This window comes from Cupriavidus sp. SS-3 (assembly GCF_035818815.1).
Classification (GTDB): domain Bacteria; phylum Pseudomonadota; class Gammaproteobacteria; order Burkholderiales; family Burkholderiaceae; genus Cupriavidus; species Cupriavidus taiwanensis_C.
The window spans coordinates 159,759-181,411 of record NZ_JAYLVT010000009.1; the positions used below are offsets into that span (position 1 = coordinate 159,759).

Sequence of the window (21,653 nt, forward strand, 5' to 3'; positions counted from 1 at the left end):
ACCTCAATTCCGGATAGTCCGCACCCGCATGGGTGCGGCGTTCAGTGGGATCGGCCGCAGGGAATCACGGAGGCGATTTCCTCCCGCATCACCTCGACCACATCGTCTATTTCCAGCCCTTCCGCGGTGACCAGCACGTCCTGTCCGCGCCCGATGGCGTAGACCACGCCGCGCCAGCGGCCGGGCTCGACGGCCTCGCACAGGCGGATATTGAATTCGGTGTCCTGGTCCTGGCTATACACCGTCACCAGGTCGCCCACCTGGGGAGTGCGCACCGCTTCTCCGTCGAACGCCCGGGCCACCACGGTCACCGGCGACTGCGTCAGCCCCCTGGCAAATCTTGCACGCATGGTCCGCTCCTCTTATTGCGATCCAAGTCCAGCTTACAAGAGGCCGGACAAATAACCAGGGATTTCCATCCGAAAGTGGAACCAGAAGCGCTTCGCGCCTGTCAGACGCCGCCGGATAGACAGCGCGCGCAGATCGACCACAATAAAAGGACCGATATCCGAGGGAGACCTGACATGGGCAGCAACATACACGTCGTTCCGCACGACGAAGGCTGGGACGTCATCCACGAAGGCGCACGCTACGCCGAATCGCACCACGCCACGCAGGAAGAGGCGGTTGCCGCCGGCACCTCGCAGGCCCAGCGCGAGCACGTCGAATTGCTGATCCATGGCCGCGACGGCCAGATCCGCTCGCGCAACAGCTTCGGCCACGATCCCCGCACCATTCACGGCTGACCCGCGCTGCTTGCCGCAACGCCGATGACGCCGGCACGCTGCCGGCAGTCCGCGACACCATGCCACAACACCGGGCCGACCCGCACGCCGTGGCCGCGCTTGTGTCCGCCCTTGCGGCCGCGACCGTGCCGTGGCCGGCGATCGACCACGCGGCCGAGAATCCGTTCACCGGCCCCTTCGCCAACGCTGCCGCGGCGCTGGCCGATCGGCTCGGCAGCCACCGCGTGGTGTTGCTGGGCGAAAGCACGCACGGCACCGCCGAGTTCTATCACGCCCGCGCCGCGCTGACCGCGCAGCTGGTGGCCCGGCACGGCTTCGGCATCATCGCGGTGGAGGCGGACTGGCCAGACGCCGCGGCGGTGGACCGCCATGTGCGCGGGCGCCCGCCGCGGCCCGCCGAATCCCCTGGCGCCGCCTTTACGCGCTTCCCGGTCTGGATGTGGCGCAACCTCGAGGTGGCGCGCTTTATCCGCTGGCTGCACGCGCACAATGCCGCGCTGGCGCCGGCCCGGCGCGCCGGTTTCTTCGGCCTCGATATCTACAGCCTGGGCGCCTCGATGGCGGCGGTGCTGGCTTACCTGGAAGGCGTCGATCCCCGCGCCGCGCAGGCTGCGCGCGAACGCTATGGCTGCCTGGAACCATGGCGGCGCGACCCCGCGCGCTACGGCCGCGCCGTGCTGCACGGCACCCATGCCAACTGCGAGGACGCTGTGGTCGAACAACTGCAGGCGTTGCTCGACAAGCGCCTCGCCTACGCGCGCGACGGGCACGAGGACTTCCTCGATGCCGCGCAGAATGCGCGCCTGGTGGCTTCGGCCGAGCGCTACTACCGCGTCATGTACCACGGCAGCGACGACAGCTGGAACCTGCGCGACACGCATATGTTCGAGACCCTGGCGCAGTTGCTGCACGCCCATGGGCCGGCATCGCGCGCGGTGGTGTGGGCGCACAACTCGCATATCGGCGATGCGTCGCAAACCGAGATGGGCACCAGCCAGGGCCAGCTGAATATCGGCCAGCTATGCCGCGAGGCCTTTGGCGACGCGGCCGCGCTGGTCGGCTTCAGCACCTACGACGGCACCGTCGCGGCGGCAACCTCGTGGGACGGTCCCATGGAAATCAAGCAGGTGCGCCCCGCCCGAACAGACAGCTACGAGCACCTGTTCCACGCAGCAGGCCATGCGCAGGGCTGGACGGATTTACGCGGGGACGGTGTTGACCACGGTAAGGGCAGCGCCGTGCACGCCGAACTGCGCGAACTGCTGATGCCGGCGCGGCAGGAGCGCTTCATCGGCGTGATCTACCGCCCGGAGACTGAACTGCAGAGTCACTACGCACGCGCCATCCTGCCGCGGCAGTTCGATGTGCTGGCGTGGTTCGACCGCAGCAGCGCGGTACCGGCGCTACCCGCGGCGCCGGCACCGGGCGCGCCCGAGACCTGGCCTTCGGGTCTCTGAGACGCTGGCGCGGCCCGCCAGTTGCTTGCCTCAGTTACTTGCGGCTCTTAGGCGCCTTCGGTTCCGAAGCCGGATAGTCATACCGTTGCGGCGATTGCGGCCCCTCGTTGACGGCGGGGCTGGCCGGCGTGGCAGGCGTTGCCGGGGTGGCGCGGGTGCTCGGGCCGCCCGGGGTCGCGGGTGTGGCCGGCGTGGCGGGAGTGGCGCGGCGCGTGTCGCCCTGGCCCGGCATGACATCGGAGGCCGACGTGCCCGGCGCGCGCGTGTCGGCGCCAGGGCGAGTGGTGGTGGTCTGGGCCCACGCGGGGGCGCTGAGCAGCGCGGCCAGCGCAAGGATCGCGGTGTATCTCATGACAGTCTCCTTCCTCGTTAATCCATCGCTGATGGCCAGCCGCGTTCGGCAGTGGCCGGAACCGGCTCCATTGCGAAAGCCGTGCCAGCGCGGGCAGTTCAGCCGCCGGTGCGGTCGGGCGCGACCTCGATGTGATTGACGACGTCGCACCCGCCGGCATGCGTGCGCACGCAGGCCTCGACCGCGGCGCGATCGGCGGCGCTGCCGATCGCACCGCGCAGCGTGATGCGGCCCTGCGCCACGTCCAGCGCAATCTCGCTGACGTCGAGGCCGCTCTCCCACAAGCGCTCGCACAGCGAGGCCTGCAGCGCGGTGTCGGCCGCGCCGACGGCGTTGCCGCGCGGGTTGGTGTCTGCCTTCGAACCGGGCATGGGCATGGTCTGCGCGCCGCCGCCCTCAATACATGCGCATGCCGTGGCCGGGATGGCCCTCGGCGCCGGCCGGCCTTGCCACGCGCAGGTGGTTGACCAGGTCCCTGACGCCGAAGACCTCGTCGGCGATATCCTCGATGCGGTACTTCTGGTGCCGGTCCGGCACGCTGCCCTCCAGCGTCACCACGCCCTGCTCGACCCGCACCTCGACCTCGTTCAGGTCAAGCCGGCCACTGCGCGTCAGTTGCTCGCACAGGTCTTCCAGGATGCGCTCGTCGCTGCGCTGGTAGTTGCGCGGCCCGACCGGCCGCCATGGCTGCGTCCCGCCTCGGTAGAGGTCCATGCGCTCGTTGTAGCCGGTGAACTGGCGGTAGGGATCGGCCCTGCCCCGGGCTTGCGGGGCCTGGACCTCGTGCGGCCGCCATTCCCCGCTACCGCGTCCGGCAACGCGGCCCCCGCCAAATTCGCCGGGGTCGACTGGCTGGTCATAGTCGTACACGCCATAGGCTCCCACGTAGTGGCTGCGCATATCGGCCTCGGGCACGGCACTTTCGTGCCATGGCGGGCCGCGCCAGTTGTCTCTGCGATCCATCGTTGCCTCCGTTGTTGCCTCCGTTCTTGCCCCGGCTCGTTGCGCTACTTCTGCCGCGGCGGCACCAGGCCGTGGTCCGCGGTGCGCAGTTGGCCATGGCGCAGCTGCTCGACCGCGCAAGCGAGCGCACGCGCCACGTTGTCGACTTCGCCCTGCACGCTGGTGTCGTGGTCCAGCGCGACGTGGCTGGTGGCATAAGGCTCGTAGTAGCCGATATACCGGTCCAGCCGCGCCTGCGCGCCGGCATCGACCAGTCCCATCCAGTCCAGCCAGTCCGACAGCGCGCGGCGCACGCCTTCGATGCCGGCGACGTCGCCATGCACCACCAGCCCGTAGGCGCGCCCGGCCAGGTGCTTGGGATAGTCCCAGCCCGACAGCTCGATCGCCTTGGCCCTTGCCACGTCCTTGCCGCGCGTGGTGGTGGGATCCGGGTTGCCGCCATCGGCGCAGACCAGCCGGTCCATCATCAGCTTGAGCGGGCTGGTGGCCTGGTACCAGTACACCGGCGTGACGATCAGCACGCCGTGGCAGGCGGCCCAGCGCGGGTAAATCTCGTTCATCCAGTCATTGACCTGGCCCAGCGCATGGTTGGGATAGCAGCTGCACGGCCAGTGGCACAGCGGCATCGCGGTCGATACGCAGCCCTTGCATGGATGAATATGCAGTTGCGCGTCGGAAGTCAGGTGGCTCAGGTCGAGCAGGTCGACCTCGATGCCCTGCGCTTCGAGTCGCTCGCGCGCGCGCCCGGCCAGGCGCCAGGATTTCGACATCTCGCCCGGGCAGGTGTAGTCGTTGCGCGAGGCCGCGCACACCAGCAGCACGCGCGAGCGCGTGGCGGGATCGGACTGGCGCTGCTGGGCCACGCGCACCGCCTCGCTGGCGGCGCGCCATTCGTCGGAGAGATCGTAATCCGGGTCGGCATAGCCCGCGCCCGCCTTGTGCGTGAGCGGCGCCTTGCGGCTTTGCGCATAGGCATCCCAGGCAATGCGCTCGAGCCGGTCCAGCGCTTCGTCCTCCTGCCGATAGGCGGGGTCGGTAAAGCGCGCCAGGAAGCGCTGGCGAAAGACTTCGCGCGGCAGCGGACCGGTGACCTGGCCCTTGCGCACATCCTCGGGGTTGCCGGCGTGGCGCGGCGCGCGCGGCGCATCGTGCGCGGGTCGGTCTGGGGGCGCGAATGGCATGGGCGGCTTCGGCGGCTGCTCGGGCATGTCGGTCTCCGTAATGCGTAATGACCTCGGTACGGGTCTCCATACGGTCTCCGTACAGGTCGTTGCGCACCGGACATGCAAGATGAGCGCCACCGCCGCGCATGGTGTGCGTCGCGCGCGGCGCGCAGCTTTTACAGGCGCGCTCCGGCGCTGCATGTACATTTTTCCCCGCATTTGGACCCGGCCGTGGCGCCAGCGCGCGCGCGCTGTCCCTGCAGCGCCGCGCGTGCGCTATCCACTTGCTGGCACGGAACCTGCCGCCCTGCGGGAAATCGACTGCGGATACCGCAATGGAGAACATGCGAGTGATTGCGATGAGCCACGGCGCCGCAGGCGGCGGCAACAACGTCGGCATTGCGCGCTATCTGCTGCGCCATGGGCTGCGCGTGGTCACGGCGGAATCCTGCACCGCCGGCCTGATCGCCTCGCGCATCGCCGAGGTGCCGGGATGCGGCGACGTGTTGCGCTGCGCGATCGTGGCCTACTCGCCGTCCGCCAAGGAACAGCTGCTGCATGTCCCGGCCGAGACCATCCGGCGCCATGGCCTGACCAGCGAGGCGGTTTCGCTGGCAATGGCGCGTGGCGCCATGCAGCTGACCGGCGCGGACCTTGCGATCGCCAACACCGGCGTGGCCGATGGTGGCGGCGACGGCGATATCCCCGCCGGCACCCAGTGCTTTGCCTGGGTATTCCGCCGCCACGGCCATGCCGCGCACGACGTGGTGTCGCACGCGGAGGGCATCGCAGCCTTTACCGAGACACGCCGCTTTGCCGGTGCGCGCAACGCCGTGCGCGAAGCCGCCGCCGACTGGGCCCTGGCACGCATCTGCCACTACCACGAACTGGCGCGCAGCGGGCAAGGCCGCGACGCGCGCCCATGAATCGCCGGCGCGCCGAGACGGCATGCCGGCAATCCCGAGGGCCCTGGGCCCGACCGACGTAGTCTTGCAATGGAGACCATCATGAAACGCACTCTCGCTACCACGGCACTGGTCGTCGGCACCGCGCTCTGCCTGCCGGCCTTTGCCCAACAAGCCCCGGCGTCGCCGAATGTGCCGAACCCCAGCGTGCCGCCGATCGAAGGTTCGCCTCCGGCGTCGCGCAACCAGCCGGCCGCTACCGACATGGGCTCCGCTTCCGCTCCGGGCGCCAAGGACACCATGAAGAAGTCCAAGTCCAAGTCGGACAAGGCCTCGACCACCGCCCGCAGCAAGAAGCCGCGCGAGCAGGGCGCGCCCGCCGCACCGACCGCCGACGCGCCAAGCGGACCGAAGGGCGATTCGCCGGATCCGGCGCCCAAGCAGTAAGCGCCTGACTGATCCTGGACACGCGGCGCGCCGTGCGCGCCGGCTGCTCGCCTGCAGCGCCCGCACCGGAACGGACTATCGCGTGAGCGGGCGCCGCGGCAGGTCAGCCGCCGCCGCGCATGGCCCGCGTCGCCTGCGCCAGCAGGGCCTCGCGTTCACGCCGGCGCCAGCGCACGCAGCGCCATAGCTCCTCCAGGTAAGGGAGCCCCGCCAGCAGCACCACCGCTACCAGCAGGCTGGCCAGATACGCCGGCGGCAGCGGCTCGGCCTTCAGCGCCAGCGCCATCCGCGCCGGCTCGGGGCCGCGCCCGAACAAGGCCAGAAACTGGTCCCAGTGCAGCACCACCACATACGACGCCGCGGCCAGCGGCAGCACTTCCAGCAGGCTGTGCATGTGCTGCTCGGCCGGTGCGATATGGCGGCGCTTGCTGGCGTAATGCACATCCCACCATGCGGTGATCTCGTGGATCACCAACGCCGCCAGCACCACCGCGATCAGCAGCGCGTTGACCTCCAGGAACAGCACCAGCAGCAGCGGCAGGCCCACCTCGGCCAGCATCAGCATGTGCAGCAGCGATTCGGTGACGCCGGCGTTGCGTTCGATCTGCGTGGCCCGGTGGCAGAGCCAGTCGCCCACGCCCGCCAGCAGCCACAGCGGTACCAGCCCGTACATCAGCACGAGGCGGGCGGCATGTTCGAAGGCAGTGAGGTCGGCCGGCATGGCAGTGGTATGGCCCGATGCGCGCCTGCTACAGCCGCTCTTGCGGCGCGCGGTACTGCTGGCGCAGCACCCGGAACAGCTCGTGGTTCAACTGCACGCCGCGATACTGCCGGCGCACCACGGCGCGCAGGCGCGAGCCCAGCACATGCGTGCGCAGCGCACGCGCATAGCGCCGCTGCACCGCGTGTTCGCGCTTGCTGATGGCCTGCACGATGGAACGGTCGGAACTGTGCTTGCCAATCGCGTGGGCCGAGGAGGCCGGCAAGGCCTCCGGCACCTCGCCCAGGTCGAGCAGGCACGCCTGCAGTTCATGCGCGGCCTGCGCGAACGCATTCGCGCGGCTGGTCAGCACCGACTTGAGATGGGGGTTGGCCGCGGCGGTGGCGGCACGGCGGCAGCCCAGTTCGCCCTCGCGCGAGGCCGCGATCAGCGCGTTGAGCAACAGGATTTTTTTCTTCGCCATGGCACACCTGCCCTGGTCCGCGGGCGGACCGTGAAGTCACCGATCGGAGCCGGCGGCTGCCGGCGGTTGCGCGTTGGCGCCGGGCATGCGGTGCATGCCGGACTGGTCCAAGGATAGCGGCTGGCCCTGCGTGGCGCCAGTTGCAGCGAAGGCGTGCTGCGATGCGGCCCGCCACGCCTTGCGCGCCTCGCGCATGCCGCGCAGGTTCATGGCGATCAGCGCCAGCTGCAGCACGATCAGCGCATGGGCGTCACCGTGCCAGCCCCATGCAATCCACAGCACGTTGCTGGCCAGGAACACCCAGAAGCCGGCGCGCCGCCGTGCGATCGAGCGCGAGCCGACCAGCCACGTCGCCACTACCGTCACCACCATTGCCGGCCATTGCGCCGCCTCCAGCCACTGATCCATGGGTCCCCTTAGATGGTTGCCACCGTGCCGGCGATGGCACGCATTGGCTCAGAGGGGCAAGAACCATACCGGGGAATGCAGCTGTCGGCAGCGCCCGCGCGGCCTTGCGCGATATTTCCATCAACGCGGCGGCCACCAGTACTTTTTACAAGCCGTTGCCGAATCGGCACATGCGCCGGCGCGCCGCACGCCCTTGCGGTGCCTCGGCAAACCGGCCCGTCGCCGCGCGCGGGCGCGCTGGCACGCACTTCGCATGGCAGAGCCATCCCGGCGGCTGGCCGCAAGGCGCCGCTCCGGGATTTTTGTTGCTCCGACGGAGCGAAACACCGGGAGGACATGTGCGGATCTGCCAGATCGACCTGACCGGAACGCCCGAAGCCGATCAGCATGCGCTGCAGCGCGTGGCGGCACTGGGGTTCGACCACGTATTGATCGGCGGCTGGCCGCACCTGCCCGAGGACGACACGCTCGCGGCGTGCGCCCGGCATGGCCTGGCCCCACTGCTCGATATTTCTCTGGACCGCTATATGGCGGACGGCGCCGCCGGGACCGACGACCTTCCCGATGCCGCCTGGATCGACACCGCGGCGCCCGCGTTCGCGCCGCATGAAACCGACAACCATATCCCCGGCACGCGCCTGCGCTGGCATGACCGGCACATCGCCGAGGCGCTGGTGCAATGGTGGGCGGCGCGGCTGCGCCTGGCGTGGGCCGCCGGCGCCGCCGGCTTTTGCTGCCGCGCCCCGGCACGCGTTCCCGGTGAGTGCTGGGCGGCCCTGCTGGCAACCCTGCGCGGCGATGCGGTGCCGGAAACGGCGCGCGGCACACCGCGCTTCCTGGCCTGGACCCCGGGGCTGACGCCGGCACAGCTGGACGAACTCGCGCCCGCCGGCTTCGACGGCGCCTTCTGCTCGCTGCCGTGGTGGGACTACCGCAGCGCCTGGCTGACCGAGGAAATGGCGCGGCTGCGCCGCCTAGGCCGGGTGCTGGCGGCGCCGGCGCTGGCGCCGGCGCGCCATGACGCGCTCAGCGCGCGGCGCGCGCTGTGGACCGCCGCGGCGATCGGCGACGGCATCCTGGTGCCGGCGGGGTTCGAGACCGGCGGCGCGCAGGCGCGCGATCCGCTGGCGCCGGACGGCCACGTGCATGACGGCGTGCCCTACGACATCACCCATGAAGTGCTCGAGGCCAATACCTGGCTTGCCGCGCGCGACCCCGCACCGGCCCTGGCCGTGCGCCTGCTGAGCGGCCCCGACGCGCCGCTGACCGTGCTGGCGCGCCTGCCCACCCCCAACGGCCATGGCAACGGGCCCGATGCCGCGCCGCGCCGCGATGACCCGGCCGTGCCCGACGCGGGCCCCGCACTGGCGGTGGTGCTCAACCCCGATGCGATGGAACCGGCCAGCCTGGGCGCCGACCGCGTGCTCAGTGCCATGCCGCATGCCAGCGCCCGCCTGGAGCCGGCCGCGGGCGGACCGGGCGGCACCCTCGACGGCACCAGCCGACTCGATGCGCTGTCCAGCATCACGCTGGCGCCGGCCGATATCCGTCTCTACGAAGTGCCACCGGTGCCGCTGAGCCGGCCCGGCATGCCGCGGCCCGACGCGACCGCGCCGCACGGCCACGAAACCCTGGCGGTCACCGGTTTGGGCAGCGTGGTGGCCGCCATGGAGGCGCCGCGCATCGCCATCGAACGGGTCGAGCCCGCCTGCGACGCCGGCCGCTTCGCCGTGCGCCGCGTGGTGGGCGAGCGCGTTGACGTCAGCGCCGATATCTGGATGGATGGCCACGACAAGCTTGCCGCCGCGGTGTTGTGGCGCGCGCCGGGCGAGACCGACTGGCGCGAGACGCCGATGCAGCCGGGCGTCAACGACCGCTGGGAAGGCAGCTTCCCGCTGGTGGCGCTGGGCCGGCATGAATTCACCGTCGAGGCCTGGCGCGACACCTATGCCAGCTGGCTCGACGAGATCGGCAAGAAGCGCGCGGCGGGCCTCAACGTCGCGCTGGAAATCGAGGAAGGCGCGCGACTGGTGGCCGATGCGCTGCTGCGGCCGGCGGCAAATGGAAAAGCGGGCAACGGCAAGGCCGGCAATGGCCGCAAGTCCGGCAAGAAGGGCAGCCAGCAGCCCGCCACAAACGACGAACTCTCCGCCATCGTCGATGAGCTGACCGCGGCCGCCGGCGACGACGAACGGCGCCTGCAACTGCTGCTGTCCGAGCGCACCGCCGCGGCCATGCAGGCCGTGATGCAGACCCCGGCCGGACGCCCGTTCGCGTCGCGCCATCCGGTGGCGATGCCGGTCGAGGCCGACCGGCTGGCCGCGCGCTTCGCCAGCTGGTATGAACTTTTTCCGCGCTCGCAAAGCAACGACGCGCAGCGCCATGGCACCTTCGACGACGTCATCGCGCGCCTGCCCGCGATCCGCGCGATGGGCTTCGACGTGCTGTACTTCCCGCCGATCCACCCGATCGGCCGCACCCATCGCAAGGGCCGCAACAACAGCCTGCGCAGCGAGCCGGACGATCCCGGCAGCCCCTATGCCATCGGCAGCGCCGAAGGCGGCCACGATGCGCTGCATCCGGAGCTGGGCACCTTCGAAGATTTCAGCCGGCTGATCGACGCCGCCGCCGCGCAGGGCCTGGAACTGGCGCTGGACTTCGCGATCCAGTGCTCGCCCGACCATCCGTGGCTGCGGGACCATCCGGAGTGGTTCGCGCACCGGCCCGACGGCTCGCTGCGCTACGCCGAGAACCCGCCCAAGAAGTACGAGGACATCGTCAACGTCGACTTCTACGCCGCGCCGCCGGCCGGTGCCGCGCTGTGGCAGGCACTGCGCGACGTGGTGATGTTCTGGGCCGACCACGGCATCCGCATCTTCCGCGTCGACAACCCGCACACCAAGCCGCTGCCGTTCTGGGAATGGATGATCGCGGACGTGCGCGCGCGCCACCCTGACACCATCTTCCTGGCCGAGGCCTTCACCCGGCCCAAGATGATGGCGCGCCTGGCCAAGCTGGGCTTCAGCCAGTCGTACACCTACTTCACCTGGCGCAACACCAAGTGGGAGCTGGCCGAGTACCTGACCGAGCTGACGCAGAGCCCCCTGCGCGATTTCTTCCGGCCGCACTTCTTCGTCAACACGCCGGACATCAACCCTTACTTCCTGCATCACGGCGGCCGCCCCGCGTTCCTGATCCGCGCGGCGCTGGCGACGCTGCTGTCCGGGCTGTGGGGCATGTACAGCGGCTTCGAACTGTGCGAGAGCGCGCCCTTCGTGCTCGATGGCAAGGTGCGCGAGGAATACCTGGACTCCGAGAAATACCAGCTGCGCGTGCGCGACTGGCAGCAGCCCGGCAATATCGTCGCCGAGATCTCGCGCCTCAACGAGATCCGTGCCGGCCACCCCGCGCTGCAGAACCACCTGGGGCTGCGCTTCTACCATGCCGGCAGCGACGCGGTGCTGTGGTTCGCGCGCTTCGTGCCGGGCACCGATTACCTGTTCGGCGACGACGTGCTGCTGGTGGCGATCAACCTCGACCCGCGCACCGCGCACGATGCCGATATCGAAATCCCGCTGTGGGAATGGGGCCTGCCCGACCAGGCCGGCCTGGCGGTGCAGGACCTGATGCGCGGCCAGCGCTTCGAGCTGCGCGGCAAGCACCAGCGCATCCGGCTCGACCCGGCGCAGCTGCCGTTCGCGGTCTGGCACGTGCAGCCGCTGGAACGTCCCGCCCCCCGCCCACCTGCTGCGCCGGTCTCGACCGACCCGCACGGCGCCTGACAGGCATACGTGGAGACACGGATGAAACGCCTTACCGAAACCGCCAGCGCCGCCCTGCTCAACGCCGACCCGCTCTGGTACAAGGATGCCGTCATCTACCAGCTGCACATCAAGTCCTTCTTCGACGCCAATGGCGATGGCGTGGGCGACTTCGCCGGGCTGCTCGGCAAGCTGGACTACCTGGTCAACCTGGGCGTCGACACGGTATGGCTGCTGCCGTTCTATCCGTCGCCGCGCCGCGACGACGGCTACGATATCGCCGACTACCGCAACGTCCACCCCGACTACGGCACGCTGGCCGATGCGCGGCGCTTTATCGCCGCGGCGCACGCGCGCGGCCTGCGCGTGATCACCGAACTGGTCATCAACCATACCTCGGACCAGCATCCGTGGTTCCAGCGCGCGCGCAAGGCCAAGCCCGGCTCGGCGGCGCGCCGCTACTACGTGTGGTCGGACCATGACCAGGCCTACGCCGGCACGCGCATCATCTTCTGCGATACCGAAAAATCCAACTGGAGCTGGGATCCGGTGGCGGGCGCGTATTTCTGGCACCGCTTCTACTCGCACCAGCCGGACCTGAACTTCGACAACCCGCAGGTGCTCAACGAAGTGCTGTCGGTGATGCGCTTCTGGCTCGACATGGGGGTCGACGGCCTGCGCCTGGACGCGGTGCCCTACCTGGTCGAGCGCGAAGGCACCAGCAACGAGAACCTGCCCGAGACCCACGCCGTCATCCGCAGCATCCGCTCGCACCTGGACCAGCACTTCCCCGGCCGCATGCTGCTGGCCGAAGCCAACATGTGGCCGGAGGACGCGCAGCAGTACTTCGGCCTGACCGGGCCCGACCCGGAAGGCGACGAATGCCACATGGCGTTCCACTTCCCGCTGATGCCGCGCATGTACATGGCCATCGCGCGCGAGGACCGCTTCCCGATCACGGACATCATGCGCCAGACGCCGGAGGTGCCGCCCAACTGCCAGTGGGCGATCTTCCTGCGCAACCATGACGAGCTGACGCTGGAGATGGTGACCAGCAGCGAGCGCGACTACCTGTGGGAGGTCTACGCCACCGACCGGCGCGCGCGCATCAACCTGGGCATCCGCCGCCGGCTGGCGCCGCTGATGGAACGCGACCGCCGCCGCATCGAGCTGATGAACAGCCTGCTGTTCTCGATGCCGGGCACGCCGGTGATCTACTACGGCGACGAGATCGGCATGGGCGACAACATCCACCTGGGCGACCGCGACGGCGTGCGCACGCCGATGCAGTGGTCGCCCGACCGCAACGGCGGCTTCTCGCATGCCGATCCCGAGCGCCTGGTGCTGCCGCCGCTGCAGGGTCCGCTGTACGGCTACGAGGCGGTCAATGTCGAAGCCCAGGCGCGCGATCCGCATTCGCTGCTGAACTGGATGCGGCGCATGCTGGCGCTGCGGCGCAAGCACCGCGCCTTCGGCCGCGGCACGCTGCGCTTCCTGTTTCCCGGCAACCGCAAGATCCTGGCGTACCTGCGCGAGTTCGAGGGCGAGCACATCCTGTGCGTGGCCAACCTGTCGCGCGCGCCGCAGGCGGTGGAGCTCGACCTGTCCGCGTTCAACGGCCGCGTGCCGGTGGAGATGATGGGCGCGACGCCGTTCCCGGCGATCGGCACGCTGACCTACCTGCTGACGCTGCCGCCCTATGGCTTCTACTGGTTCGTGCTCAGCGACGAGGCGCAGCCGCCGTCGTGGCACGTGGAGGCGCCCGAACAAATGCCAGACCAGATCACCCTTGTGATGCAGAACACGGGCCGGCCCGAGCTGACCGAGGCCTCGCGCCGGCTGATGGCGAGCGAGGTGCTGCCGCACTACATCGGCCGGCGCCGCTGGTTCGGCGCCAAGCACGAGCGCATCGAGCGCGTCGCGCTGGCCTACCTACTGCCGTTTGCGCGCGGCAGCGGCGGCGAGGACATCTACCTGGGCGAGGTCGAGGTGAGCCTGCCCGGGCGCACCGAGCGCTACCAGCTGCCGGTGGGCATCCTGTGGGACCGCGAAAGCGCCGACGGGGTCTCGCAGCTGGCGCACGGGCTGTCGATGGCGCGCGTGCGCCAGGGCAGCCGCGTCGGGCTGGCCACCGACGGCTTCGTGGTCGAGCCGTTCGCGCGCGAGGTGGTGCGCGCGCTGCGCAACGGCCTGCAGGTGCACGCCGGGCACGACCTGATCCAGTTCCGCGCCGAGCCCGGGCTGGCCGCGCTGGAACTGGAGCGCGACCCGATCGAGTACATGTCGGCCGAGCAGTCCAACAGCTCGCTGTCGTACAACAACACCGCCGTGCTCAAGCTGGTGCGCCGGCTCTCGGGCGGCATCCATCCCGAAGCCGAGATGACGCGCTACCTGACCGCGCAGGGCTATGCGCATGCCGCGGCGCTGCTCGGCGAGGTGGTGCGCACCGGGGCGGACGGCGTGCCACACACGATGATGCTGCTGCAGGGCTATATCCTGAACCAGGGCAACGGCTGGGACTGGACCCTCGATTACCTGGGCCGCGCCATCGACGATGCGCTGCCGTCGCAGGACAGCGAGGACGAGTTCGCCGAGGCCATGAACGGCTACGCCGCGCTGGCCGGCACGCTGGGGCGCCGGCTGGCCGAACTGCACGCGGTGCTGGCGCGCCCCACCGACGACGACGCCTTCGCGCCGCTGCCCGCCACCGACGACGATGCGCGCGCCTGGGCCGGACAGGCGATGGAGGCGTTGCAGCGCGCCCTGAGCCGCCTTCAGGCGCGGCCCGCCGCAGAGGCCGCAACCCCGGCCTTCGAGGCCGATGTGCAAACCCTGATGGCGGTGCGCGATGCGCTGCCCGGCCTGGTCGAACAGCTCGCCACCGCGGCGCCCGGCAGCCTGCAGACCCGCATCCACGGCGACTTCCACCTGGGCCAGGTGCTGATCGCACAGAACGACACCTACCTGGTCGACTTCGAAGGCGAGCCCGGCCTGCCGCTTGACTGGCGCCGGCGCAAGACCTCGCCGCTGCGCGACGTGGCGGGGCTGCTGCGCTCGCTGGACTATGCCGCGGCCACGGTCGGCACCGACCGCCGTGAACGCACCCACAGCGAGCTGCCGCCGCAGCTGGCCGAACGGCGCGCGGTGCTGCTGGAACGCTTCCGCACCACCGCCAATGAAGCCTTCCTGAACTGCTACCGCCAGCACATGGAGGCCGCGCCCGTGCCATGGGTGGCGCCCGACCAGCTGCAGCCCCTGCTCGACCTGTTCCTGCTGGAACGCGCGGCGTATGAAGTCGAATACGAAGCCGCCAACCGGGTCGCGTGGATCGACCTTCCGGCCAGCGGGCTGGCGCGCCTGCTGCGCAAGCTGGCGCCGCAGGGAGACCAGCCATGAGCCCCCCCGCCAGCACCGGCAGCACCGGCGCCACCACGCGCGCCGGCAAGCAGGCGGCACTGCTGCCCGGCCATGAACTCGACGCCCTGCTGGGCGGCCGCCATCCCGATCCGTTCGGCGTGCTGGGACCGCATCCGGATGGCGACGGCACCCTGGTGCGCGCCTGCCTGCCCGGGGCGGCGTCGGTGCAGCTGGCCGATGCCGGCGGCGCGCCGCTGGCGGAAATGGAGCGGCTGCATGGCGGCGGCGTGTTCGCCGCCCGGCTGCCGGGCGGCACCGGCAGCGGCAACGGCGCCGCGGCTTACCGCCTGCGCGTGCAATGGTCCGACGGCACCGAGCAGTGCAGCGCCGACCCCTACGCCTTCGGCCTGCTGCTGGGCGAACTGGACCTGCACCTGATCGCCGAGGGCCGGCACTTCGAGCTGGGCGCCTGCCTGGGCGCGCAATGCCAGCGCGTGGACGGCATCGACGGCGTGCGCTTCGCGGTGTGGGCGCCCAATGCGCGGCGGGTCTCGGTGATCGCCGACTTCAACGGCTGGCACCCGGCGCGGCATCCGATGCGGCTGCGCCATCCCAGCGGCATCTGGGAGCTGTTCGTCCCCGCCGCGCTGGGGGCGCAGCCAGGCAGCCGCTACAAGTACGACCTGCTCGACCCGCATGGCACCGAGCTGCCCGACAAGGCCGACCCGCTGGCGCTGGCCGCCGAGCCGCCGCCCGCCACCGCCTCGGTCGTGACCGGCCCCGGCCAGGGCGCGCCGCCGTTCACCTGGCACGATGACGACTGGATGGCCCGCCGCCGGGAACGCGACCCGTACCGCACGCCGATGTCGGTCTACGAGGTCCACGTGCTGTCGTGGCTGCGCGCGGCCAACGACGCGCAGCACGGCTGGAACATCCTCGCCGACCGGCTGGTGCCCTACGTGCAGGAACTGGGCTTCACCCATATCGAGCTGCTGCCGATCACCGAGCACCCGTTCGGCGGCTCGTGGGGCTACCAGCCGCTGTCGCTGTACGCGCCCACCGCGCGGCTGGGACCGCCGCAGGCCTTTGCCGCCTTCATCGACCGCTGCCACCAGGCCGGCATCGGCGTGATCCTGGACTGGGTGCCGGCGCACTTCCCCACCGATCCGCACGGGCTGGCGCAGTTCGACGGCACCGCGCTGTACGAGCACCAGGACCCGCGCGAAGGCTTCCACCAGGACTGGAACACGCTGATCTACAACCTGGGCCGCAACGAAGTGCGCGGCTTCCTGCTGGCCGGCGCGCTGCACTGGCTCGAGCACTTCCACGCCGACGGCCTGCGCGTCGATGCGGTGGCCTCCATGCTTTACCGGGACTACAGCCGCGAGCCCGGCCAGTGGGTGCCGAACCGTTTCGGCGGCCGCGAGAACCTCGAAGCGGTGGACTTCCTGCGCGAACTCAATGCGGTGGTCCATGAACGCTGCCCGGGCGCGCTGACCATCGCCGAAGAGTCCACCGCGTGGCCCGGCGTGACCGCCAGCGTGGCCAGCGGCGGGCTCGGCTTCGACTTCAAATGGAATATGGGCTGGATGCACGACACCCTGCACTACCTGGCCCATGAGCCGATCCACCGCGCCTGGCACCACCAGAACATGACCTTCGGCCTGGTCTATGCCTGGTCCGAAGCCTTCGTGCTGCCGCTGTCGCACGACGAGGTGGTGCACGGCAAAGGCTCGATGATCGGCAAGGTGCCGGGCGACGAGTGGCAGCGCTTTGCCGGCCTGCGCGCCTATTACGGCTTCATGTGGGCGCATCCCGGCAAGAAGCTGCTGTTCATGGGCGGCGAGCTGGCGCAGTGGCAGGAATGGAACCACGACGCCGAACTCGACTGGCCGCTGCTGGACCAGCCCCTGCACCGCGGCATGCACACGCTGGTGCGCGACCTGAACCGGCTCTATCGCGAACTGCCCGCGCTGCACGCGCTTGACCACAGTCCCGAAGGCTTCCAGTGGGTGGTCGGCGACGACAACCACAACAGCGTGTTCGCATGGCTGCGCCGCGCGGGGGCGGACAGTCGCGAGGTGGTGCTGGCGGTGGTCAACATGACGCCGGTGCCGCGCCAGGGCTACCGTGTCGGCGTGCCCTGTGCCGGCACGTGGCGGGAATGCCTGAATACCGATGCCGCGATCTATGGCGGCAGCAACCTCGGCAACGGCGGCGCCGTGATGGCCATCGACGTGCCTTCGCACGGGCAGCCGGCTTCGCTGGCGCTGACGCTGCCGCCGCTGGCCACGCTGGTGCTGCGCTTCGACCAGGGTGACGGCAGCGAAGGCGCCGCGACATGACGCGCCAGTTCGCCGACCGGCTGCTGCCCGGCAAGCCGTTTCCGCTGGGGGCCCACTGGGACGGGCTGGGAGTCAATTTCGCGGTGTTCTCGGCGCACGCCTGGCGCATCGACCTGTGCCTGTTCTCCGACAACGGCCGCAAGGAACTGGCCCGGCTGCCGTTGCCGGAATGCACCGACGAGATCTGGCATGGCTACCTGCCCAACGCGGCGCTGGGCACGCTGTACGGCTATCGCGCGCACGGCCCTTACGATCCCGCCCACGGGCACCGCTTCAACCCGCACAAGCTGCTGCTGGACCCGTATGCGCGCCAGCTGAGCGGCCCGGTGCGCTGGTCCGACGCGCTGTTCGGCTACCGGCTGCAGAGCGCGCGCGGCGACCTCACGCCGGACCGCCGCGACAGCGCGCCGACCATGCCCAAGGCGGTGGTGGTGGACGAGAGCTTCCACTGGGGCGACGACCGGCCGCCGGCCGTGCCCTGGCCAGCCACCGTGATCTACGAGGCCCACCTGCGCGGCCTGTCGATGCTGCGCGACGACCTGCTGCCCAACCTGCGCGGCACCTTTGCCGCGCTGTGCGACCCGCGCTTTGTCGACCACCTGGTGCAACTGGGCGTGACCACCATCGAACTGCTGCCGGTGCATGCCATCCTGCAGGACCGCTTCCTGCTGGAGCGCGGCCTGCGCAACTACTGGGGCTACAACACGCTGTCGTACTTCGCCCCCGAGCCGGCCTACCTCGGCACCGGGCAACTGCAGGAATGCAAGGTGGCGATGCGGCGCCTGCATGCCGCCGGCATCGAAGTGATCCTGGACGTGGTCTACAACCACACCTGCGAAGGCAACGAGCTGGGGCCGACGGTGTCCTGGCGCGGACTCGACAACGCCAGCTACTACCGGTTGATGCCCGGCGACGAGCGCCACTACATCAACGACACCGGCTGCGGCAACACGCTCAACCTGTCGCACCCGCGCGTGCTGCAGATGGTGCTGGATTCGCTGCGCTACTGGGTGCATTGCTATCACGTCGACGGCTTTCGCTTCGACCTGGGCAGCACGCTCGGGCGCGAAGGCAACGGCTTCGACGCGGGCTCCGGCTTCTTCGACGCGCTGATGCAGGATCCGGTGCTGAGCCGGGTCAAGCTCATCTCCGAGCCCTGGGACCTGGGCCCGGGCGGCTATCAGCTGGGCAACCATCCGCCCGGCTTTGCCGAGTGGAACGACAAGTTTCGCGACGTCAGCCGCCGCTTCTGGCGCGGCGACGCCGGGCACCGCGGCGAGATGGCGGCGCGGCTGGCGGCCTCGGCCGACCTGTTCGACCGCCGCCGCCGGCGCCCGTGGGCCAGCATCAACTTCATCACCGCGCACGATGGCTTCACCCTGGCCGACCTGGTCAGCTACAGCGCCAAGCACAACGAGGCCAACGGCGAAGACAACCGCGACGGCACCGACGACAACGCCAGCGCCAACTGGAGCCCGGACGGCAGCGTCGAAGGGCCCACCGACGACCCCGACATCCTGCAGCGCCGCAGCCGCGTGGCGCAGGCGCTGATGGCCACGCTGCTGCTGGCGCAAGGCACGCCGATGCTGACCGCCGGCGACGAATGGGGCCGCAGCCAGGGCGGCAACAACAACGCCTACTGCCAGGACAACGAGCTGTCGTGGCTGGACTGGAAGCAGGCCCAGGCACCCGGCGCGCAGCCGATGCAGCAGATGGTGCGCCGGCTGCTGGCACTGCGGCGCAGGCTCCATGCGCTGAGCGGCGACCGCTTTGCCCACGGGCGCGAAGAACCGGCGCCGGGCATTGCCGACATCGCCTGGTTCGACACCGACGGCAAGCCGCCGACGCCCGAGGAATGGGCCGATCCGGAAATCCGCACGCTGGCGCTGCGGCGCGCGGCCACCCCGCCGCAGCCCGAACGCCCGATGCTGGGTACGCTCGCGGAAGCGGCGCCCGGCGATGCGCGCGCGGTGCAGGTGACCCTGCTGCTGCTCAACGCCGCCGACAGCGATGCCACCTTCCAGTTGCCCGAGCCTGCGCTGCCATGGGCCGTGCTGTTCGACAGCAGCCGGCCCGACGCCAGCGACGCCGAGCTGGCTGGCGCACAGGTGCACGCGTCCCAGGCGGTCGCCGCCCACTCGCTGGTGCTGCTGGCCGCGCGGGCCCCCACGCCGCGGGAGGACCACGCATGAGCCGCGCTGGCGCGCCCTCGCCCCTGCAGGCGCTGGCGCTGCGCGCCGGCCTGCAGCCGCACTGGACCGATGCCTGGGACCAGCCGCGCGAGGTCGGCGACGCAGCCTTGCGGCGCGTGCTGGAAGGACTGGGCCTGCCGTGCGGCAGCCCCGGCCAGTGCGCCGCCTCGCATGCGTGGCTGGCCGCCGACGACGCCGCGCATGCGCTGCCGTCGCTGCTGACCGCGGAGCGCGGCCAGCCGGTCGCGGTGCCGTGGCCGCATACCGCGCCGCACCGGGCCTACCGGGTGACGCTGGAAGACGGCGCGATCATCGCCGGCACCGCAGTGCGCGGCGCGGGTGCCGGCGCCACCCTGATGCAATTGCCCGCCATCGACGTCTGCGGCTACCACCGGCTGGACCTCGGCGATGCCCATGCCACGCTGGCGGTGGCGCCGCGGCGCTGCTACGGCGTCGCCGACGCGCTGCGGCATGCCGGCCGGGCCAAGGAGAGCAACGGCGAAGGCGCGCGCACGCCACCATGGGGCCTGGCGGTGCAGCTCTACAGCCTGCGCCGCGGCGCGCCCTGCGGCATGGGCGACCTGACCGCGCTGGCCGAAGGCTGCGCCAGCGCCGCGCGCGCCGGCGCGGACGCCATCGCCATCAACCCGCTGCATGCGCCCTTCGCCGCGCTGCCCGAGCGCTACAGCCCGTATGCGCCGTCCAGCCGGCTGTTCCTGAACCCGCTCTATGCCGACCCTGCCACGGTGTTCGGCCAGGCCGCGGTGGACGCCGCCATCGCCGGACTGGGCGCGGGCGACACGCTGCAGGCGCTCGACGCCCGCGGCGAGATCGACTGGATCGCGCTGGCGCCGCTGCGCTACGCCATCCTGCGCTGGCTTTGGCAGCGGCGCGAGACCCTGCTGCCGCGGGCGGCGCTGGACGGCTATGCAGCCTTCCGCGCGCGCGGCGGCACCGCGCTGCATGCACATGCCTGCTATGAGGCGATCCAGGCCTGCCGGCGCGGCGACAGCGCCAACGGCAACAACCAGCAGGCCGCGCCGGACTGGCGCTGCTGGCCGGTCACGCTGCGCTCCCCGGCCGCTGCAGCGGTGGCCGCCTTCGCGCAGGCTAACGCAGACGAGGTGGCCTTCCACGCCTTCCTGCAATGGCTGGCCGACGATGGCCTGGCGCGGGCGCAGCGCGCGGCGCGGGACGCCGGCATGGCCATCGGCATCATCCGCGACCTTGCCGTCGGCGCCGACCCCGGCGGCAGCCAGGCCTGGACGCGACAGCCCGAAACCCTGGCCGGCTTCCATGCCGGCGCGCCGCCGGACCTGTACAACCCGCTCGGGCAGGACTGGGGCGTGGCGGTGTTCTCGCCGCGCGGGCTGCGCCGGCACGGCTACGCTGCGTTCCTGGAGATGCTGCGCGCCAACCTGTCGCACGCCGGCGGACTGCGCATCGACCACGTGCTGGGCCTGGCGCGCATGTGGCTGGTGCCGGCCGGCGCGCCCGCCAGCGACGGCGCCTACCTGCGCTATCCGCTGCAGGACTTGCTGCGGCTGGTGGCGCTGGAGTCGTGGCGGCATCGCGCCATCATCATCGGCGAAAACCTCGGCACGGTGCCGCCTGAGCTGAATGCGGCACTGTCGGCGCGCGGCGTGCTGGGCATCGACGTGCTGTGGTTCCAGCGCGAGGCGCAGGCGCAGGCGCAGGACCAGGCTCAGGATGAGGCCACCGAAGCAGCCGGCGACCCGGCCGGCCAGGAAGCGGAGCCAGCGGCCTTCCTGCCACCGCAAGACTGGCCGGCCGATGCCGTCGCCACCACCACCACGCACGACCTGCCCACCGTCGCCGGCTGGTGGGCCGGCCAGGACCTGGCGTGGCGCGACCGGCTGCAGCTGCTGGCGCCCGGCGAAACCCTGGCGCAGGCCCAGGCCGGCCGCGCGCGCGAGCGCAGAGCGCTCTGGCAGGCCTTGTGCGATGCCGGGCTATGCAGGGGCACCGTGCCCGCGCCCGACCACGCCCCGCTGGACGCGGTGCTGGCCTGGCTGGGCACGGCGCGCACCGCGATGCGGCTGCTGCCGGTGGAAGACCTGCTCGGCCTGGCCGAGCAGCCCAACCTGCCCGGCACCACCAGCGGCCATCCCAACTGGCAGCGCCGGCTCGATACCGAGGTGCGTGCGTGGTTCGGCACCCCGGCGCTGCGCGCGCGCGCCGACGCATGGCGTGGCATCCGCCCCGGCGCACGCCATCCGCCGGAGCAGCCATGAGGGCTACCAGCCCCACCGCACCCACCAGTGTGCTGTGTCCGAAACCGCAGTCCGCATCGATCGTGCAATCGCCTTTCGATCCGCTAAGCTTGACCCACCCCCACGCGCAGGAGCCCCG

At 70.9% G+C, this 21,653-nt stretch carries 17 protein-coding genes; 9 read left to right on the forward strand and 8 right to left on the reverse strand.

Going from position 1 to position 21,653, the window contains the following annotated elements; genetic code table 11:
• Positions 1-41: 41 nt before the first annotated feature.
• A complete protein-coding gene (locus tag U9J39_RS15970) occupies positions 42-350 on the reverse strand; it encodes a hypothetical protein (protein ID WP_010814535.1) in 309 nt (102 codons plus the stop codon).
• Between the two features lie 174 nt (positions 351-524).
• Here U9J39_RS15970 and U9J39_RS15975 point away from each other — a divergent pair, with 174 nt between their 5' ends.
• Positions 525-746, forward strand: coding sequence for a DUF2188 domain-containing protein (locus tag U9J39_RS15975; protein ID WP_018007233.1), 222 nt, complete (start codon positions 525-527; stop codon positions 744-746).
• A 59-nt stretch (positions 747-805) separates the two neighbouring features.
• Positions 806-2,203, forward strand: a complete 1,398-nt coding sequence (locus U9J39_RS15980) for an erythromycin esterase family protein (RefSeq protein WP_326347503.1) — start codon at positions 806-808, stop codon at positions 2,201-2,203.
• 34 nt (positions 2,204-2,237) lie between these two features.
• On the opposite strand, the gene U9J39_RS15985 is transcribed toward U9J39_RS15980, so the two are convergent.
• The 4 genes from U9J39_RS15985 to U9J39_RS16000 all read right to left on the reverse strand — a co-directional run bounded on the left by U9J39_RS15985 (position 2,238) and on the right by U9J39_RS16000 (position 4,726).
• Positions 2,238-2,555: a hypothetical protein gene (locus tag U9J39_RS15985; RefSeq protein WP_115713154.1), complete on the reverse strand. Its 318-nt coding sequence runs from the start codon at positions 2,553-2,555 to the stop codon at positions 2,238-2,240.
• A gap of 98 nt (positions 2,556-2,653) precedes the next feature.
• Entirely contained in the window at positions 2,654-2,926 is a 273-nt protein-coding gene (locus tag U9J39_RS15990) for a BON domain-containing protein (RefSeq protein ID WP_115713153.1), read from the reverse strand.
• Positions 2,927-2,951: 25 nt separating this feature from the next.
• A complete protein-coding gene (locus U9J39_RS15995; protein WP_116314506.1) occupies positions 2,952-3,518 on the reverse strand; it encodes a BON domain-containing protein in 567 nt (188 codons plus the stop codon).
• Between the two features lie 44 nt (positions 3,519-3,562).
• Positions 3,563-4,726 carry a flavodoxin family protein gene (locus U9J39_RS16000; protein WP_326347504.1) on the reverse strand — a complete coding sequence of 388 codons (1,164 nt, stop codon included), beginning with the start codon at positions 4,724-4,726 and terminating at the stop codon, positions 3,563-3,565.
• A 314-nt stretch (positions 4,727-5,040) separates the two neighbouring features.
• Between U9J39_RS16000 and U9J39_RS16005 the strand changes: the two genes are divergently transcribed.
• Together U9J39_RS16005 and U9J39_RS16010 are read left to right on the forward strand one after the other, a co-directional pair.
• On the forward strand, positions 5,041-5,607 hold the full coding sequence (locus U9J39_RS16005; protein WP_115683694.1) for a CinA family protein: 567 nt from the start codon (positions 5,041-5,043) through the stop codon (positions 5,605-5,607).
• A gap of 81 nt (positions 5,608-5,688) precedes the next feature.
• Positions 5,689-6,033 carry a hypothetical protein gene (locus tag U9J39_RS16010; RefSeq protein WP_115713151.1) on the forward strand — a complete coding sequence of 115 codons (345 nt, stop codon included), beginning with the start codon at positions 5,689-5,691 and terminating at the stop codon, positions 6,031-6,033.
• Positions 6,034-6,136: 103 nt separating this feature from the next.
• Here the strand turns inward: U9J39_RS16010 and U9J39_RS16015 are convergent, their stop codons facing one another.
• From U9J39_RS16015 to U9J39_RS16025, 3 genes are read right to left on the reverse strand one after another with little or no spacing between them, the layout of a single operon-like run.
• A complete protein-coding gene (locus tag U9J39_RS16015) occupies positions 6,137-6,754 on the reverse strand; it encodes a diguanylate cyclase (RefSeq protein ID WP_116314508.1) in 618 nt (205 codons plus the stop codon).
• Between the two features lie 28 nt (positions 6,755-6,782).
• Entirely contained in the window at positions 6,783-7,217 is a 435-nt protein-coding gene (locus tag U9J39_RS16020) for a PA2169 family four-helix-bundle protein (protein ID WP_116314509.1), read from the reverse strand.
• A 36-nt stretch (positions 7,218-7,253) separates the two neighbouring features.
• Positions 7,254-7,625: a hypothetical protein gene (locus U9J39_RS16025; RefSeq protein WP_115713148.1), complete on the reverse strand. Its 372-nt coding sequence runs from the start codon at positions 7,623-7,625 to the stop codon at positions 7,254-7,256.
• Between the two features lie 338 nt (positions 7,626-7,963).
• On the opposite strand from U9J39_RS16025, the gene U9J39_RS16030 reads away from it, so the two are divergent.
• Genes U9J39_RS16030 through malQ form a run of 5 tightly spaced genes read left to right on the forward strand, consistent with a single transcriptional unit; the run spans position 7,964 to position 21,535 of the window.
• Positions 7,964-11,407 (forward strand): alpha-1,4-glucan--maltose-1-phosphate maltosyltransferase, encoded by a 3,444-nt coding sequence (locus U9J39_RS16030; protein ID WP_326347505.1) that lies wholly within the window; start codon positions 7,964-7,966, stop codon positions 11,405-11,407.
• A gap of 21 nt (positions 11,408-11,428) precedes the next feature.
• Positions 11,429-14,782 (forward strand): maltose alpha-D-glucosyltransferase, encoded by a 3,354-nt coding sequence (gene treS, locus U9J39_RS16035; protein ID WP_115713146.1) that lies wholly within the window; start codon positions 11,429-11,431, stop codon positions 14,780-14,782.
• Positions 14,779-17,088 (forward strand): 1,4-alpha-glucan branching protein GlgB, encoded by a 2,310-nt coding sequence (gene glgB, locus U9J39_RS16040; protein ID WP_326347506.1) that lies wholly within the window; start codon positions 14,779-14,781, stop codon positions 17,086-17,088. The genes treS and glgB overlap by 4 nt, the downstream gene beginning before the upstream one ends.
• Entirely contained in the window at positions 17,085-19,280 is a 2,196-nt protein-coding gene (gene glgX / locus U9J39_RS16045; RefSeq protein WP_116314511.1) for a glycogen debranching protein GlgX, read from the forward strand. The genes glgB and glgX overlap by 4 nt, the downstream gene beginning before the upstream one ends.
• Entirely contained in the window at positions 19,277-21,535 is a 2,259-nt protein-coding gene (gene malQ, locus U9J39_RS16050) for a 4-alpha-glucanotransferase (RefSeq protein WP_326347507.1), read from the forward strand. The genes glgX and malQ overlap by 4 nt, the downstream gene beginning before the upstream one ends.
• Positions 21,536-21,653: the final 118 nt, after the last annotated feature.

What these genes read in the sequence shown, in the direction of transcription:
- U9J39_RS15970 (WP_010814535.1), bottom strand. Translation starts at nt 350, where the DNA reads ATGCGTGCAAGATTTGCCAGGGGGCTGACGCAGTCGCCGGTGACCGTG.
- U9J39_RS15975 (WP_018007233.1), top strand. Translation starts at nt 525, where the DNA reads ATGGGCAGCAACATACACGTCGTTCCGCACGACGAAGGCTGGGACGTC.
- U9J39_RS15980 (WP_326347503.1), top strand. Translation starts at nt 806, where the DNA reads ATGCCACAACACCGGGCCGACCCGCACGCCGTGGCCGCGCTTGTGTCC.
- U9J39_RS15985 (WP_115713154.1), bottom strand. Translation starts at nt 2,555, where the DNA reads ATGAGATACACCGCGATCCTTGCGCTGGCCGCGCTGCTCAGCGCCCCC.
- U9J39_RS15990 (WP_115713153.1), bottom strand. Translation starts at nt 2,926, where the DNA reads ATGCCCGGTTCGAAGGCAGACACCAACCCGCGCGGCAACGCCGTCGGC.
- U9J39_RS15995 (WP_116314506.1), bottom strand. Translation starts at nt 3,518, where the DNA reads ATGGATCGCAGAGACAACTGGCGCGGCCCGCCATGGCACGAAAGTGCC.
- U9J39_RS16000 (WP_326347504.1), bottom strand. Translation starts at nt 4,726, where the DNA reads ATGCCCGAGCAGCCGCCGAAGCCGCCCATGCCATTCGCGCCCCCAGAC.
- U9J39_RS16005 (WP_115683694.1), top strand. Translation starts at nt 5,041, where the DNA reads ATGAGCCACGGCGCCGCAGGCGGCGGCAACAACGTCGGCATTGCGCGC.
- U9J39_RS16010 (WP_115713151.1), top strand. Translation starts at nt 5,689, where the DNA reads ATGAAACGCACTCTCGCTACCACGGCACTGGTCGTCGGCACCGCGCTC.
- U9J39_RS16015 (WP_116314508.1), bottom strand. Translation starts at nt 6,754, where the DNA reads ATGCCGGCCGACCTCACTGCCTTCGAACATGCCGCCCGCCTCGTGCTG.
- U9J39_RS16020 (WP_116314509.1), bottom strand. Translation starts at nt 7,217, where the DNA reads ATGGCGAAGAAAAAAATCCTGTTGCTCAACGCGCTGATCGCGGCCTCG.
- U9J39_RS16025 (WP_115713148.1), bottom strand. Translation starts at nt 7,625, where the DNA reads ATGGATCAGTGGCTGGAGGCGGCGCAATGGCCGGCAATGGTGGTGACG.
- treS (WP_115713146.1), top strand. Translation starts at nt 11,429, where the DNA reads ATGAAACGCCTTACCGAAACCGCCAGCGCCGCCCTGCTCAACGCCGAC.
- glgB (WP_326347506.1), top strand. Translation starts at nt 14,779, where the DNA reads ATGAGCCCCCCCGCCAGCACCGGCAGCACCGGCGCCACCACGCGCGCC.
- glgX (WP_116314511.1), top strand. Translation starts at nt 17,085, where the DNA reads ATGACGCGCCAGTTCGCCGACCGGCTGCTGCCCGGCAAGCCGTTTCCG.
- malQ (WP_326347507.1), top strand. Translation starts at nt 19,277, where the DNA reads ATGAGCCGCGCTGGCGCGCCCTCGCCCCTGCAGGCGCTGGCGCTGCGC.